Annotated in this window: 18 protein-coding genes; 1 reads left to right on the top strand and 17 read right to left on the bottom strand. The window is 41.2% G+C overall.

The genetic code is table 11. The features are described 5' to 3' along the window. Positions 1-25: 25 nt before the first annotated feature. From G587_RS0119170 to G587_RS0119105, 14 genes are all read right to left on the bottom strand, one after another. Positions 26-325: a WXG100 family type VII secretion target gene (locus G587_RS0119170; protein WP_026493563.1), complete on the bottom strand. Its 300-nt coding sequence runs from the start codon at positions 323-325 to the stop codon at positions 26-28. 61 nt (positions 326-386) lie between these two features. Next, positions 387-704 carry a WXG100 family type VII secretion target gene (locus G587_RS0119165; protein ID WP_026493562.1) on the bottom strand — a complete coding sequence of 106 codons (318 nt, stop codon included), beginning with the start codon at positions 702-704 and terminating at the stop codon, positions 387-389. 37 nt (positions 705-741) lie between these two features. Next, the gene (locus tag G587_RS0119160; protein ID WP_155829627.1) at positions 742-1548 is read right to left on the bottom strand and encodes a hypothetical protein; all 807 of its coding nucleotides are present in this window, start codon (positions 1546-1548) and stop codon (positions 742-744) included. Between the two features lie 241 nt (positions 1549-1789). Beyond that, on the bottom strand, positions 1790-2254 hold the full coding sequence (locus G587_RS0119155; RefSeq protein WP_026493560.1) for a hypothetical protein: 465 nt from the start codon (positions 2252-2254) through the stop codon (positions 1790-1792). Between the two features lie 125 nt (positions 2255-2379). After that, on the bottom strand, positions 2380-2691 hold the full coding sequence (locus G587_RS0119150; protein WP_026493559.1) for a hypothetical protein: 312 nt from the start codon (positions 2689-2691) through the stop codon (positions 2380-2382). Between the two features lie 79 nt (positions 2692-2770). Beyond that, entirely contained in the window at positions 2771-3079 is a 309-nt protein-coding gene (locus tag G587_RS25250) for a DUF4176 domain-containing protein (RefSeq protein ID WP_051201164.1), read from the bottom strand. Between the two features lies 1 nt (position 3080). Beyond that, a complete protein-coding gene (locus G587_RS24780) occupies positions 3081-3512 on the bottom strand; it encodes a DUF4176 domain-containing protein (RefSeq protein WP_051201163.1) in 432 nt (143 codons plus the stop codon). Positions 3513-3564: 52 nt separating this feature from the next. Continuing rightward, entirely contained in the window at positions 3565-3885 is a 321-nt protein-coding gene (locus tag G587_RS0119135) for a hypothetical protein (RefSeq protein ID WP_026493558.1), read from the bottom strand. A 21-nt stretch (positions 3886-3906) separates the two neighbouring features. Beyond that, entirely contained in the window at positions 3907-4341 is a 435-nt protein-coding gene (locus tag G587_RS0119130; RefSeq protein ID WP_207637485.1) for a WXG100 family type VII secretion target, read from the bottom strand. Positions 4342-4369: 28 nt separating this feature from the next. Further along, a complete protein-coding gene (locus tag G587_RS0119125; RefSeq protein WP_026493556.1) occupies positions 4370-4615 on the bottom strand; it encodes a hypothetical protein in 246 nt (81 codons plus the stop codon). 34 nt (positions 4616-4649) lie between these two features. After that, positions 4650-9392, bottom strand: a complete 4743-nt coding sequence (gene essC / locus G587_RS0119120) for a type VII secretion protein EssC (RefSeq protein ID WP_026493555.1) — start codon at positions 9390-9392, stop codon at positions 4650-4652. Positions 9393-9404: 12 nt separating this feature from the next. Beyond that, entirely contained in the window at positions 9405-9842 is a 438-nt protein-coding gene (locus G587_RS0119115; protein WP_196812625.1) for an FHA domain-containing protein, read from the bottom strand. A gap of 172 nt (positions 9843-10014) precedes the next feature. Then, positions 10015-11994: a VWA domain-containing protein gene (locus tag G587_RS0119110; protein ID WP_026493553.1), complete on the bottom strand. Its 1980-nt coding sequence runs from the start codon at positions 11992-11994 to the stop codon at positions 10015-10017. Further along, on the bottom strand, positions 11991-12464 hold the full coding sequence (locus G587_RS0119105) for a hypothetical protein (protein ID WP_026493552.1): 474 nt from the start codon (positions 12462-12464) through the stop codon (positions 11991-11993). Before G587_RS0119105 ends, G587_RS0119110 begins: the two co-directional genes overlap by 4 nt. A gap of 271 nt (positions 12465-12735) precedes the next feature. On the opposite strand from G587_RS0119105, the gene G587_RS24775 reads away from it, so the two are divergent. Further along, positions 12736-13383, top strand: a complete 648-nt coding sequence (locus G587_RS24775; protein WP_051201162.1) for a helix-turn-helix domain-containing protein — start codon at positions 12736-12738, stop codon at positions 13381-13383. Here the strand turns inward: G587_RS24775 and G587_RS0119095 are convergent. The 3 genes from G587_RS0119095 to G587_RS0119085 all read right to left on the bottom strand — a co-directional run bounded on the left by G587_RS0119095 (position 13380) and on the right by G587_RS0119085 (position 15897). Then, positions 13380-14231: an endo alpha-1,4 polygalactosaminidase gene (locus G587_RS0119095; protein WP_026493551.1), complete on the bottom strand. Its 852-nt coding sequence runs from the start codon at positions 14229-14231 to the stop codon at positions 13380-13382. The genes G587_RS24775 and G587_RS0119095 overlap by 4 nt on opposite strands. A gap of 34 nt (positions 14232-14265) precedes the next feature. Beyond that, complete coding sequence (locus G587_RS0119090; RefSeq protein ID WP_026493550.1) at positions 14266-14574, bottom strand: hypothetical protein; 309 nt, start codon at positions 14572-14574, stop codon at positions 14266-14268. A gap of 81 nt (positions 14575-14655) precedes the next feature. Then, positions 14656-15897 carry a hypothetical protein gene (locus G587_RS0119085; protein ID WP_026493549.1) on the bottom strand — a complete coding sequence of 414 codons (1242 nt, stop codon included), beginning with the start codon at positions 15895-15897 and terminating at the stop codon, positions 14656-14658. Between the last annotated feature and the right edge of the window lie 85 nt (positions 15898-15982).

Genomic DNA, 15982 nt, shown 5'->3' with positions numbered 1-15982 from the left:
TTATTAATGTCCTTCTTCTACATACTTATGCGTCTTGTCCGGCTGCCAGTGAAACATTTCTGTTCTCTGCATTAGCATAGTTAGCTGCAATTTCATCAAGCTTCACGCAATAATTTTCAATTGCATTATAGAAGTTCTCAATGTGTACCTTATTCTTTTTATATGCCATATCAAAATTATCATGAGCATCGCCTTCCCACATAGTATTAAGACGTGTCTGCTCACCTTCAAGGTCACTTGCTGTTTTTTTGAATTCAGCATTAATCTTGCGAAGCTCCATCGCTTTATTCTTAACTTCCTGTGCTGTTACAATAAATTCCGGCATATCATTACCTCCTATTTTTTCTATACGATAATCTATGCTACTTTTTTCACTTTATATTTTGTCAGGAAATGATGTTCGCTGAGAGTGACTCTACAACTTCCTTATTTGTGTTCTCAGCAGTCTGATACTCGTTTGCAATCGTATTAAGGTGCTCAACATGCTCACTGATCAGCTTATGAAGCATTTCAATGTCCATCGAAAGAGCATCAAACCTGGACACATACTCTTTCTGAGCTTCACCACTCCAAATACGACCAGTAAGAGTATCAACTATTTCGACCATCTCATCCGTCTCCTTTTTCAAGGCATCGGAACACGTTTCCATTCTTGATGCAGCAGCTTTTAGTTCCTCTGGTGTTACTCTGATTACATTTGCCATTTGTATACCTCCTTAATATTTATATACATAATTGTTATTATGGTTGAAAAATCGGACTTACTATAACTACCGGTTTACCGTCTGCCGTCCTTGGTCCAAGAGTAGCATATTTAATGTCTTCCCTTAATTTAGTAATCATATTTATTAGTCCATTAAAATCTAACGATATTCCTAAGGAACCACCAAGTCCAACACATGCACCCACTTCCATTTGGAATTTTCCATCCTTATATCCGATATTGAATTTGCCTCCTATTCCAAATTGTAAGGATGCTGTTACATCGGCTTTTATTCCAAGAACAGTTACTCCGGCAGAGGCAGTTACATTTACAGCATATAGTCCCGCTTCTGCCTTCACGGCCATTTCAAACCCTTTTCCGGGAATGTATTGACAACAGCCACCAACCTCTGCTGCTACTCCTCCAACCTTAACGTCAATATCTCCCTGAACTCCCAACGCTCCTTTTTTAAATAACGAAAGTGAACCTGCGGCTTTAGCTCTGCCTATGAAAAGGTTTCCACCTGCTTTTGCCTGCACTCCAAAGGCTTGATGTTGCTTGCCATCTTTATCTTTAACAACATATGAACCTACTCCGGCAGCTGCGCTAAAGTCAGTAGTCAGGAATTTTGCAGAGGCACTTCCCTTTCTATGCAAAAGCTTGCCACTTTTTTCACCTTCAACTTCGGCTCCATATACAGTTGCTTCGCCTTCAGCTTCTATTAAATTATCTTCATATACAGTGCCGGTTTTAGCAGAAAAACGATCTTTTTTTTGCAGCTCTTCCTTTGTCAGCCATTTATTACCCCTTCTGACTCGTATCGGATGATCCGGATCGTCTTTCACTTTCACTTTTGGATCTTTATGTTTAATATCCTTAGCACGATCAGAAAAAGATTTATCTACTTTATTCCAAAAGCCTTTGGCAGAGACACCTACCTTATGTTTATAAGCTGTAACCTGCCCTTTTCTGTTTATATACGCTTTGCTGTAATACCAGATTCTATTTTGATCATCTACATAATAGAAATCCTCTACCCAACCACTTCTGGTATCCGGGTTAGTATCCCTTGTTGCTTCACTTCTCTTAGTAGGTTTTTTCTTTCCGTTTTTTGTAATCCGGAACTATTGACGGCATACCTACTTTCACTTGCTTATTCTTACCAGTGTCAACCTTTATTTTATTATTAGTCTTTCCCTTTTCTACCTCAAGATTTGACTTACGTGATTTAGCCTTGGAACTTTCTTTAAACATTTCCATTGCTATACCACAAAGCTTTGCTTCTGCTGTCTCATATCGTTTAATACAATCACGCGCTGCTTCTCCCTGTTGCCGCATCAGCTTTGCCTGCCTATCAATCTTTTTTGTTTCCTCAATTAATAGAAGACAAGCATTAATGACCCACGGATCTTTAAAGACTAGATACATTTTCACCGATAATGAATATATCTGCTTACTATATTTTTCTAATTGAGCTGCTGCAACATCATATTTATCAGCGGCTTCCTTTGCTTTTTGAAAATTGACTTGAAATTTTCTAGAGTCAGCCATACGCACTACCTTCTTTATGAATCAAATAAAATAATTCCGTACCTTAACCCCTTTTTTCTCCTCCGTTTTATTTTCTAAACTTTTCACCATACGGTGATCAACCCCACTCATACCAATGTGTATTATCAATTCACTTTATAGCCCATACTTCTTAGTTCTGCTTTAGCAACATTGCCTGCACATTCAGCAATTTTTTGAAGACACCTATTAATATTCTTAGTATAGTCAATAGTTTCCTTTGCGGTTTCAGTTGACTTTTTAAACAATAACATTCCTGCTTCACTGACATAATTGTTTGCAACCCCTTCCGCACCGGGAATATATTCTTTTACCATTGTCTGAACCATTTTATTATTGCAGTTTCCAGCCTCTTCTATTAGCTTGGCAATTTTTGAAAAATCGGCCATTATTTCATTTTTTCTTTTTTCTTTATCCATATTAAGTCCTCAAAATCTTATAAATAAAAAAATACAAATAAAATAAAACGAATTGGTTACCCGTTAATTTTTCCAGACATTAGTTATCATTTGAATCAAACAAAATAGTACCGTCTCTTAACCCCTTTATATTTTCCTCCGCTCTTTTTCTATATTCTTCGCCTTCGGGAGATAAATATCCCACGCAATAAATATCTTCGATAGCATCCCGATTGAACATAATCATATTTTCATGATTAGAGAACCCCTGAGGAAAAGGACAAGAGCAATAATCGTAAACCTTTTTATGATCGTAATCCATAACTACCCCTGAAGCCAGGATCATTAGTCGACTACTTCCGCCCTGAATAGATACCACACTTCCAATTGGCAACAATCCGTTCCACATATTATTCATCCTCCTGATCATCTTCATTCTCGTTTTCCGGTTCGTCTTCCGATTCGTCTTCCGGTTCGTCTTCCGGTTCGTCTTCAAATTCATCCATATCTTCGTCTGCCGCAATCTGACTTGCCATTTCCAATGCCTCATCGACACTGAGTTCACCTGATTTAATACCATCAAGCAATGGCTCAACCCTATCCATCAGATATTTCTGCTGATCATCCATATATCCAATGTAAAGAACATCAGTAATCTTATCTCTATCAAAAGCAAGCGTTAGTTCTTTGTTTATATATCCTTCAGGATATATAACCCCTGAATAGTCAATCACATTTTCTTCTTCGCCATCTATTATTGCCCATACCCCCATAATCATCACAAGCCTGTCAAAATTCTCCAGTTTAACTATACTTCCTATTGGTAAAAGCCCTTCCCACATATCTCTTCTCCTTATATACTTTTTATAATTTATGTAAAAACTTATTATCTGCCTAATCCAAAAAATCTTCCGGAAGCAATCCCGCTTCGGCGTGTTTGTTATATCCTTCGACCTTATCGTATGTGATTGCTATCTCATTAAGATTATTTACTTTATTCATCATTCCATACAATACCGGTCCCATATCCTTTGTTAAATCCGAATACTCGAGATAATTATAATCTGCTGCATCTCCACCCCAATATTTTTTTGCAAGCTCATGCTGTAACCCATTAAAATTGGCAATTTCCTGTTGAATCACCTTAATGGAATCACTTATTGAAACTACTTTAGTGTATAACTGCTCTGTAGATACTTTGATTACTACTGCCATATTTGCTCCTTTCCGTTATTTTCATTTTACCCATCCTCTTTTAGGCACGTAATGTCCCTTACCATCATTAGGCGGAGCTTGCCGTTGTGGACCCGGAAGATGTAAATTGGTGCCATCAGGTAACTGTACCCCGCTATTACTGGGAAGAACGACCGGTTTTCCAATTAGCTCTATCGTGGTCTGACAATAGTTTGTCGAATCTACATATTCTTTATATGCAATGTCCTCATATTTTATTATTTCTCTCAAGTTTTTTATAATATCATCCACACGCGAGAGCTCTGCCTTCCATTCTTCTCTATATGTATCATGAGCAGGTCCTTCCCACATTTTATCCAGCTCTGCAACGTCTTTTCTAATTTTGTCCCTGGCCTTTTCCATCCTTTTAATGCACAGTTCCATCTGCTCTTTGGTGTTATATAGCCCCTGCAGATAACACAACACAAAATTAGCCATAAGCATATCCTTTCCTGCCACCTGTAAATTACAAGAGCATTACTTTACTACCACTTATAAGACCACAGTCTCTTAAGCTTGCCTGTTCCGGAAAAATTTTGTTCTGACCGGGAGAATACAAAATAAAGCGTTTTTCCTCTCTCTCATTTTCGCTAATCTTCTGTCTTATCAGCTCACATACTTCTCCGATAAGCATAATAACGGTATGTGTATCCTTCGTTCGTACATCTACTGATAAAGAAAGAGCGGGAATAAATATTTCCAAAAAAATCATTATTTCTATTCTCCTTCCCACTTGCTATAAATCCTTAAGTCACCAATTTTTTCTTAGCCTTCTTGGCCAAAGGAATAATTACCTTATACTCAATATTTCCACCGCTTGATGACGATAACAATCCTGTTCCCTGCTGATACTTTATTATCTGCTCGGATGGCTTTAAATATTCAAATCCTAACCAGCTATTAAATGTAACCTCGCCTCCAAGATGAATACCTGTGTGATATGAAGCAAATGCATTAAATACCTCGAAGCCTCCAACCTCTGTTCTTTCATTGATATCAATACTTCCAATAAAGGCTATCTTGTGGTTCTCACCCTTTTTGAAGATTGTCTCCATGAAGCCCTTCATGCCGTGGGAATCGTTATACACGGCTTTGATAAACCATGTAAGAGATGAAATGAAAACAAAAACACTGTTAAACTCTGCTATTTCTTCGTAATATTCATCACCTTCAAAGCCGGCCTCAAAAAGTCTCTTCTTTACAACATTTCTTTCCTTGAACATAGGTGTCAGCTCATTAAAGCACCAATCATACAGCTCTTCTCCGTTATGTATCATCCTCACATTAGGAAGAGATTCAAAATCATTGAATACTCTGCCATCATCAATAATGACGACCTTTGCATCTTTTTTCATAAGAGCCGACAGAATCATCAGTCTCATCATGCTCTTTTTACCTGTGTGAGCAGCGCCGCAGATCATGAAGCAGTAGTTTTTATACATGTCAAGCCCTGATATAAGCGCGTTGTCTGTTCTGTAGCCGATAGGAATAATGTTGTCTGTTTCTGCGTCGGCAAGTACATCCGGATGCTCCTTGAAGACATTCCATGTAGGATTCTCGGGAATCTCAGGAATAGGTCTTGCATGAACACCGCTCCATGCCTTTGCAATTATCTTGCAGTTTTCGGTAATAGCCTCCATCCTCTTATAGTCATCAGCTGCTTCAAGAGCCTGTGCAATCTGAATCTCAAGTATCCTGTTTCCTACATAGCACAGACCTCTTCCCTTAAAGCCTGCTTCGGGCATTACATCCACACGAATATCTCTCAAAATGTCTCCATAGGCAAATTTGTCTGCAAGACACAGGCCTATGGCTGTTCCCATATTCTCACCAAGTCTTGAAGGAATCTCTGTCGTGTTATATCCCGCTGCTGACATAACCAGATATATACCGTTACCAACTCCTTCCTTGGATATCTTCATTACGTTAGGAACATAAGCGTCTTCTGTCTTTTCCTTAAAGGATGCAAAGTTGTCAATAAAGATAAATATCGCAGGGTATTCCGCGCCGTGAGTCCTGAAATACTGACTGTAATTACCTCCTCGGAATACTCTTTTTCTCTCCTCCAGCATGTCATCAATAAGGTTGAAAAATCGCTCCATTTTCTCTTCATCGTTCTCATAGAGAATGCCTCCGCAGTGAGGAAGTGCCTCAAAACCGGCGAGCATATGGCTTGAATAATCTATTGCATAGAACTGGAATAACTCCGGTGAATAAGTAGTTGCAAGGGAGTAAACAACCGTCGCCATAAAGGTTGACTTACCACTGTTTACTGATCCTATAACAGCATGGTGTCCGCCATCTGCAAAGGACAGAATAAGCGGATCCTGAGCCTGATTACGAGGGTCGTCACTTTGTCCGACTACGCAGGTAATATCCCATCTTGTTCTAAGTGACTCACTGTCAACTCTGTAAACACCATTTTCAAAATCAAAGCATCTATCGTTATATTCCTCGAAGTCACCAAGGAACATGGGATTTCTAAGTATAGGCATCCAAAGCGGATGAGTTTCCTCAAATCCCTGTATTTTTGCTACATCTCTCAGATAATTTACCACTGCATCCAGCTGTGTGACGTCGTCCTTTTTATGCTCATTATCGTTCTTATTTACATACATCAGTTCTACCTGCCCGGTACGACTTATGAGGCCTGTCGCTTCATTGCTGTTGCCCACTACGGGGTTGTACCTGGCACCACTGTAGCCTGACTGGAACATCTCATATAGCTCATCATTACCCACCTGAAGATAGCCTCGTCCTGCCTGGATAATACGGGCTGCATCCGGACGTCCCAGCATCTCGTTAGAGTCCTCCTTGGTCTGAACCCTGAGGCACAGGCGGAATTTGGAGTTACTCCAGATGTTGTCATCAACAGTTCCGGATGGCTTTTGAGTAGCAAGAATAAGATGTACACCCAGGCTTCGTCCTACCTGTGCCACACTTATAAGCTCTCTCATAAAGTCCGGTTCTTCACGCTTGAGCTCTGCAAACTCATCTATTACGATAATGAGATGCGGAATGGGCTCTGATATCTCGCCATTTTTATACATCTTGGTATATTTGTTTATATTATTTACACCTGCATCATTAAAAAGCCTCTGACGTCTTCTGTTTTCAGCTTTTATGGAGACAAGTGCTCTATTTATCTGTGTTCCTGACAGATTGGATATCTGCCCTGACAAATGCGGAAGGTTCTCAAAAAGGTTAGCCATTCCGCCGCCCTTATAGTCGATGATAAAGTAGGTCATATCATCGGGGCTGTAATTGACTGCAAGAGACAACAGATATGTCTGCAATGTCTCTGATTTACCTGAACCTGTAGTTCCTGCTACCAGTCCGTGAGGGCCATGGTACTTCTCATGAATATCCAGCACACAGAGCTCAGATCCTCCCCTATAGCCAAGTATGCCCCTGATATTTTCATATATTCTGCTCTTTAACCAGCGGTCAGCACTGCCTAGCTCATCTACAGTGCTTACTCCATACATCTCAAGGAAGGTAAGTCTCTCAGGGAGCTCACCACCGGCACCACTCTCCTTGACCTTTATTCCTGAGATACGCCTTGCAAATGCCTCTGCCTTCTCAACAGGAAGCTTATCAATTACTATCGGTATATCCTTTCCACCCGGTTCTTTTATCCCTGTAAAGGTGGGGTCGTTTTGAATAACATAGGTACACTCATTCGGGAGATCCTGATAAAACTCTGAAAGAAAGATTGTTGTAAGGCCGATTTTCCCATTATTCTGGAATAAATAATTAGAAATAATCTCTCCTTCAATAAGCGCAGGATTTGATACAAAAATGATATAGTGCGGAATAGTTTCCAATTTTCCTGCGATAATTTCTGCATCTGTTGTCTCGAAGCGCTCACGAAGTACCTTGGAAAGCTCATAGCATACATCATTTATCTCTGTGTTAGTTGCTGCCACAAATCTTATTTTCCTATCCTGTGACCAAACATGGGGGAGCCACCTGACAAATCCCCACTCATCACAGTCCATAGAAGACTCCTCATCGTAGATAAATACCATTTTCACTTCTGTGTAGCAATGAGTTGCCGCCAGCTGAACGGCCATGATCCGCACCAGCTCATAGGCTCCGAATCTGTCCTCACCTCCCACAAGTCCGATAAGTGGGTGCTCCTTAAGGTTAATTAGTAGTGGCACGTCATATAATGTCTTAAAGTTATCCTTTATGTATCGCGGTTTGCTTCTAAGAACATCCTCATCTACGTGAAACTTCTCCTCAGGAACTTCTATTTCGGCTTGAAAAGGTATATCTCCTATACCAAGCCTTATATGTAAAAAGTCCTCCTGTCCCTTGTTCCTGTTCCATAGGCGCTGATCATTTCTGCTATAGCCTGCACAGACTTCTGCCTCCGGGTACATATCTTTAAGAGCAGTTGCATTTTTTTCATACATCTGCTCTATCCATTCTTTCTTTTTTATGAGATACTGCCCATATGCTTCAAAGCGCTTATTCTCTTCGGTCTTTAGCCTTTTGCGCTGATTTCTTATATTTATAATTCCCCAGGTAACACCTGTTATAGCAGACGCAGTAGCCATGACAAGACCTGAGTACATCAAAAATGTATGCCTCCCACCACTCTGCATGGTGCCGATAAGCATAACGGCACTTCCTGCAACCATTGGAAGAATCATCAAAAATGAATGCCCGATTGTCTCCAAAAGACTTGGGGGTTCATTCTTGGAAAGTTCCGGCGGCGCCTCAAACGTAACCTTCGTTGTCTCTATATGAGCCATCTGCCTGGGAGCCCTGTAAAATAGCCCATCTCCTGAAACAGGACGATATTCTGCCAGATCGGCTTTTTTTGACGGATCATACTCAATTAGTTTCTCTTTATTAATTTCACAACCTGTAAGCTCTTCGTTTACCGATACTACAAGCCCATTGTTTTTGGTAAGAAGAATAAGCTTAAGGTCATAGATATTAACTATGTCTCCGGGATTCAGCTCATACTCTCCCTTGACTGCGCCTCCGTTAACATAGGTTCCGTATTCTTTCTTGCAGATGAGGAAAATGTTCCCTCCTCTTTTTTCTATTACTGCCTGCTCATTAGCGATAAGGCTCCTATATGAGTAGCAAATATCGCACTCTTTTGCGCTTCCTAGAGAGAAGTATTTATCCCCATCCCTAAGCTTCATGGTTGTGAAGGGAACAAAAGTGTTTTCCCTCACTCTTACTGATAGTTTTAGTTCTTCATTTTCTCTTGTAACAAGTCCAAATGACAGCCCATCCACAAGTGCACAATCTGTCATTTCCTCACCGTCACTATTTAATAATCTATACCGGTCATCCGGTGTAACATAAAAACTTCCTCCAAGCACCTCAAAAAAGATGCTCAGATCATTTTCCAGCCAGAACTCATTACTTTTAGCCACAATGGAGAAATCCGCGTTACTCTGCGGAGGTAAAAGTACATATTCTCTATATGCTTTTTTGCTATATACAGAAACGACAGTACTCATTTACAATGACCTCTAACTTATCATTTCGATTGTCAGTTCACTGTGTCCGAGTCGGATTACATCCTTATCCACAACTCTCAACGCCTTTTCCCCAAGCTTCTTATAATCTCTCTCCCTTTCCAATACTGCCATGCTTTTTGGAGATATCTTTCTAACCATCAGCTCTCCATTTTCAGTAAAAAATTCCAGATGCTTATCTTCTATCGAATTATCTGCAATCGTGATCGAGCAGGCATCATCCTTACCTACGCTTATAGCATCCTGAACCACAAAGGTATACTTCCTGTCTGCATTAGAGTTCTTTATATCAAGCTCCACTCTGATTCCCTCAGTGGCATCCTCCTGAGCCTCCGTCCACTTCGTCTCGAAGGGTACCACCTTCATATCAGGCTTTCCTCCGTGCTCTACCCACAGCGGATTCGTAAGCTCCTGCGTCAGTTTTAACATCATAAGGTTTTTCTGTTGTTCCTCTAACCTTTGAGTTTGTTTCTTACTGTTTCTGAATCGTATGATTACCAGAATTATAGCTATAACTTCTATGATTGTTATAAATAAAGATAATGGGTCATCTAAAAACATATCGTAAAAAAAGGACTCAATATCTAAACCTATATCAGTCATATCATTCATATCTGACCTCCAGTATCGTAGATCCGAGCTTTATTCTGGCTCCGTTTCTAAGGGTGATATCGTTCTGCACCACCTGTCCGTCGACACTGGTACCACCCTGCGTATCCAGATTTTCAAGGACTGCCTTTGTTTCATCACCGGCTTCAACTCTTATGCAGGCCTGCCTTGCCGACATCGCTTTATCTGTAGGGAATGTGATATCACATCTTGCCCTTGATCTTCCTATTATCTTTTCCTCTCCGATCTTGATCGGATATCTCACATCAGGTCTGCTGGTTTCAAACAGGTAGATCGCACTGTTTATGTCAGAGCTGAGCTCTTCCGTCACAGCTTCTTCATTTTTCTCTTCCTCCTCAACCTTGCGAACCTTCTTGGTATGTCTGTTCTTATATCCGATGTATGCAAAATTGATTATTATAAATATCAGCGATATCCAGAGGGCGTTATGATAAATGTAGTAAAACATCACATCTCTGAAGGTCATGTCATAATCTTCGTCATCATAATAGTAATCATCGGGGTTTTGCGTATCACCGGTATCGCCTGTTTGCGACTCAGTTACTTCCTCTGTCTTGTCCTTATTTTCTCCGGCCTCCCTAAGACTATCTATTTCGCTTCTTAATGCTGCATTTTCTTCTTTTGCTTTCTCATCCGCAAGTTTCTTATCCTCAGCTACCTGTTTAAGAACATCGGCAGAGGCTATCGGTACCTGAGTAGAGTGTGCAAACATGTAATCACTCTCTTCATATACCAGGTGCAGACCTATGGTCTTGGTTGAGCCATCTCTAAGATCATCAGGAACAGAGAATCTGAAAAATCTGATGGTCTTATCATCTTCACGGATGATATCCGCAATCTGGTTAACATCCTCATAATCTTCCAGCGCAAAGTAGGGACTTGATGATCTTCTTGATAATGCAAACAGCTTATCCAGATCTCCCACCGCAGGCTGATAGTGACATCCTATGGTGTAAATAGGGCACTTGTAGATGTCACTTTTTATAAGGTCTGTCAGTTCCTCATAGGTAACTCCCAGTCGGCTCTCTTCTGTTCCATCTGAGATGATGATGATACGGTTAAAATCATCCTCGCCATCATCATTCATTGCCTTTATCTCATCATAGAGAATATTTCTAAGGTATGTGCTCTGATCCTTATAGGTCATCTTATCAATGGCCATTCGCACATCATCATAGTTATCTGTAAAGTCTAAAAGAACATTTATCTCTTCACCGAATGCAACCAGTGAGAATCTCTCCTCGGGCTGATGGTTCCACACAAGTCTTGTCAGGATGGTCTTGATCTTATCCTTGTACTTGGACACAGAATTGGAGTTATCCACCAATAAAAGTGTCTTGGGTGCAGGACCTGCGCCGGCGCCAAGTTTTCCGCTATCTGCTATCTCTATGCTTCTGGAGCCGATAAATGCTTCGGATTCCTTGACCTTCTGATCTATACCCTTTACAAACCAGGTTATGCAGGGATTCTCATGGGAGGTTTTGGTCTCAGCAACCTTTATCACGGAAGCTCCTTCTTCCTCTTCCTTTTTTCCCAGAGCCTCCACCATATCAGAGATTTCTTCCAACGCCTGTGTCTGTTCAAGTATCGCAGATGTCTGATTCTGAAGAGCTTCCTCCGCAGCCTTCTGTGCAGCCTGGGCTTCCTCCAGCTGCTTCGCGTTCTCAGCAGCCTGCTCCTCATACTCCTCGTAATACGGAAGTGAGTTATTCAGGGCTTCCTCCGAAGCTCGCTGGGCTTCAGCCATAGCCTCTGAATCATCCATGCCCTCTGCAATAGCATCCTGATATGCCTTGTTTGCTGCCTCTTCAGCTCTCTTCTGGGCCTTTTCCTCAGCAGGTGTAAGCGCCAATACTCTCACAGGACTTGTGCATATAAGCATAGCCCCAAGAAAAGCGCACATAACCCTTATTAATAATCTTGTAGTACCCCGTCCCAAGCCTTTTTTCATCATACATCCACCCTCACATTTTTATTCATTCCCCAATAGGTCATTGTAAGTCCCGGTAAAAAGGCGAAGGGTATTACCCAAAACATGCTCTTCCCCGAACAATCCACCAGGTACTTGAACATAATAATAGTCGCTAAAGAATATATAATCGTACAAACTATAAATCCGTAGGATATGAACTTTAGCATTATAACCGCCGTTGGGTCACCCTCCCACGGGTCCAGGTCGTACATCTGTATCAGCATGAGTCTTAGTATTCCAAAGAAGGAAATAAATATTCCAAGCCACTCATGTTCCAGAATCTCTCCAAGCTTTATCCAATGTATGAATGGAACAAATACTATCTTGCTCCTAACTCCTGCCTTGATAAAAACTCCATACATGCCAATGATCAGAAGTATCTGAGTCACTGCCAAAAACTGAAATTGACTGATCTGAAAAATATCCTCAGTCAAAAATTGAAGCTTTAGCATATGTGTCCCCCCACCAAAAAAACTGTTTTTCATAGGAATTTTTTATAATATTCCAATTATCCAAATAATATGAATATACTCTTTTACTATACCGCAAAAATGAGCCTTTACATAACAAAAGGAACAGAACGTGCCCCCGTAAAACACCATTTAACTCTTTGTTTATTTATGCTTAATGAATACTTCTAAAGTCTTGCTGTAAACTATCAATTATTTTACAATATTAACATGTTCAGGTTGTATTTATTGTGGGAGAGGGGGATCCAAAAATATGCAAACTGGCAAAACATTCGGTAGAAAATTAAGGGCGATTCGCCAAAAGAAGGGTCTGTCACAGAAGGCTCTTGCAGACATGCTTTTCGTCACAAGAAAATGTGTTGGAAACTGGGAAGTCGGAATACGTAAGCCCGACCTTGAAATGCTGGGCAAAATTTCCCGCGCTCTGAATATCAGTATATCTGACCTTGTTGTAAGATATAACAAATCGGACCATCCAAGCGGCGGCGCTTTGGATAGATCCGACATGCCGGCAGATTATCAGGATAGTGCTACCAGTTCAGTTATTCTGGTTGAAGATAACCCTGATTTAAAGACACAATACTCTTTGATGATTTCAGATATTATAAGCAACGACCGTCTCGACAGCTTCAGCAACGCTGTTGATTCCTACAGCCACGCAACCACCAATAGCATTTCCACCGCATTTATCGATGCGGAATTATCTAATGAGAACGCTTTTGTTCTGGCACAGAAGCTGATCGATTTAAATCCCTATGCAAACATAATATTCAATACCGAGAATCCGGCTAACGCCATGAAGGCTCTGGATATGTTTTGCAGCGGCCTGATATTAAAGCCACTGACAAAGGAGAAGGTCACCAAGCAGCTGGAGCATTTGAGGTATCCGGCAGCTTTTTAAGAAAGATCCAGCTTATCTGAAATATAGTATTTATAGCCTTTTTTCTTGCAGTATTTTTGGATTTTGTTGCTAAGATTCTTATCCTTCGTGTATTCCAGAAGGTAGCATTTTTTCCTGCACTTCTTTACAAGCTTCATATATTTCTTGAAGTACTTTGCGTCTAAGGAGCTGTTTTTCCCGAACTTATCCTTGTCATAATCGATAATCCTTGAGAAAACAGTCTCCTGATTTACGCCGTCAAGAATATCATTTAGGCTTCTGTTTTTATCATAATATTCTGTGACAAATGTATCTCCGCCGTTGATGATGACCTTGCCCTTTTTCTTAAGGCCTTTAAGTATGGTCTCCACGCCGGAGTAGATATCGTCGTTATGGTATTGGTAATAGACATCTATGTTATCCACAAAAAAGCCGTCCACGCCTGTGGAAATGATCTTCAATGAGAGGTCATCCAAAATAAATCTCTGCCACTTTTCATCATGGACATTAACCCACTTCTCATCAGGCCAGTTCTCGTATACACCGAGGGTTATGTCCTCGTAGCTTTTATAGTAATCTCTGTAATTCTCGATGGCACCGACGTTGATGTAGCTGTAGACCTTGTGGCCCTGCTTTTTAAGCTTCTTAATATCCTTTGCCAAAAAGCCGTTCTGAACATCGATCACTATCGTCTTGTAATCCTTGAATTTCTTAAAGGCACTTTTCCCGGAATTAACCGACAGGAACACGCCGTAATCATAGGCGAATTTCTTCTTCGCCGCATTGACGTTAAACCTTAAGCTCCCAAGTACGAAGCATATCATCAGTGAAAAGATCAGAAGTTTAGAAATGATAAATTTCTTTTTCATACGTTTCCTCCAAGTATGTCCCCCCTGAAAGAAGTTATAGGCCTGCTATTGCAGGAAAGAGTGACAGCTCCCCTGTCAGCAGCTCTTTATCGTTGCATTTGCAGGATGTGACAATGAAGTCGAAGCCTGCTGCCCCCATCCTTCGCTGTCCCGTGAAGATAAGGTGCATCTTCTTATCCTCAGTCATGTATTCCTCGGAGACTGTGGTGCCAAGGTCGCTCTTTTCAAGAACCTTGCGGAAGTCTCCAATGAAGGCAGGGATAAGAACCCTGCCGGTTTTCTCGCCAAGGCTCTTGCCGTATATTGAATCGATTTGTTTTTGTAGGATTTGGTGTATTGTCATGATTGGTCCCCCTTTGTTTTGGGTTGTCAGGATTCTGGAAAATCTGCTGCGCTTATCGTGATGTCGCGTCTATCGATTCAGTTAAGACTCACGATCTACTTCCACGCCTTCGAGGGCTATTTCGATGGGTTCTGCTTCTGCGCCATAGCCGGATCTGTAGTAGGTGAGTCCTACTCCCTTAGTCCACTCCATTCTGCAGTACCAGCCTGTCTCAACTGCGGTATCCCAGCATCTGTATCTGCAGATATCGCCATCGTGCTCAATTCTAAGCTCGAAGGTATCCACTGTGCTCTCATCATCCTCAGGCGCACAGACAACTACGCCGTTTTCTAAGAAGTCCTCCTCAGCAGGAGTCTCGTCCACAATGTCTCTGAGGTAATATATTGAGCCTTCTGTTACATAGTAGTAGCCAAGTCTGAATCTGTCAGAACCGTCCACATCTGTACTTCCGGGGCATTCATCACGAAGGAGAGTTATGGTGTAAACATCACCCTCGCTGTAGGTCTCTTTCTTTTCAACCTTCACCTTGACGCTCTCATCATCCTCAAGCATGAGATTATAAACGTCATAGTTATACTCGCCCTCACCCTCCGGGAAGAAGAAGTCTCTCATATCCGTAGCAGCCTGCTCGGACGGAAGATTGGGTGCAAAGTTAACTTCATCCAGGAAGAAGTGGGATACCATTCCCTCCTTTACCAGAATTCCGAGATGATACTTCTTGGACATTCCCTCATTGAAAAGCTCTGCGAACTCTTCCTTCGTTACCTTCTGTCCCTTGGTGTTGTTATAGACCGCATCCTCACTAAGCTTGAAAACATGCGGCTCTTCATCGGTGATATAGGTGCTGTCAGAATCATAATCACTTCTATAGCCCATTGAACCGTAGGCAGTGAAGGTATCGTCTGCAAACTGTCCCTTGTAGATTATGGTGTAGGGATTGCCATTCTCATCATCCATGCCGATTGCATCTTTGTCGAAGGAAGCCAGGTAGGTCTCCCAGATACCATCGGGGGTTTCTGCGGTTTCTGTCTCATCTAAAGCATCTGTTTCTGTTGTGGATTCAGATTCTGCATTTTCAGCATCTTCTGAGTTTTTGCTATTCTCTGCTGAAGCTTCTTCTGAAGAAGCATCTGCGTTCTCAGTAGTTTCTGTAGATTCATCTGTGGCTGCTTCTGAGTCTTCTGAAGTCTCTGTATCCGCCTTCTTTTTGGATTCATCCATGACAAATTCAGACTTATCCTGACTATCCTTGTCACTGCCACAAGCTGTAGCTCCAATTCCCAACACGGTTGCCAAAAGCAACATCATTACTCTTTTTTTCATAGTTCCCTTTCACATCAATAAAGGTGCCCTATAAGAGCACCTTCATAAAAAAATTTTTATTAAGATTCTTGTTAATTATACAATG

The organism is Butyrivibrio sp. XPD2002 (assembly GCF_000423945.1).
Lineage (GTDB): Bacteria > Bacillota > Clostridia > Lachnospirales > Lachnospiraceae > Butyrivibrio.
Note: the sequence above shows the minus strand (reverse complement) of the source record. Positions and strands in the feature narration are given on the sequence as shown.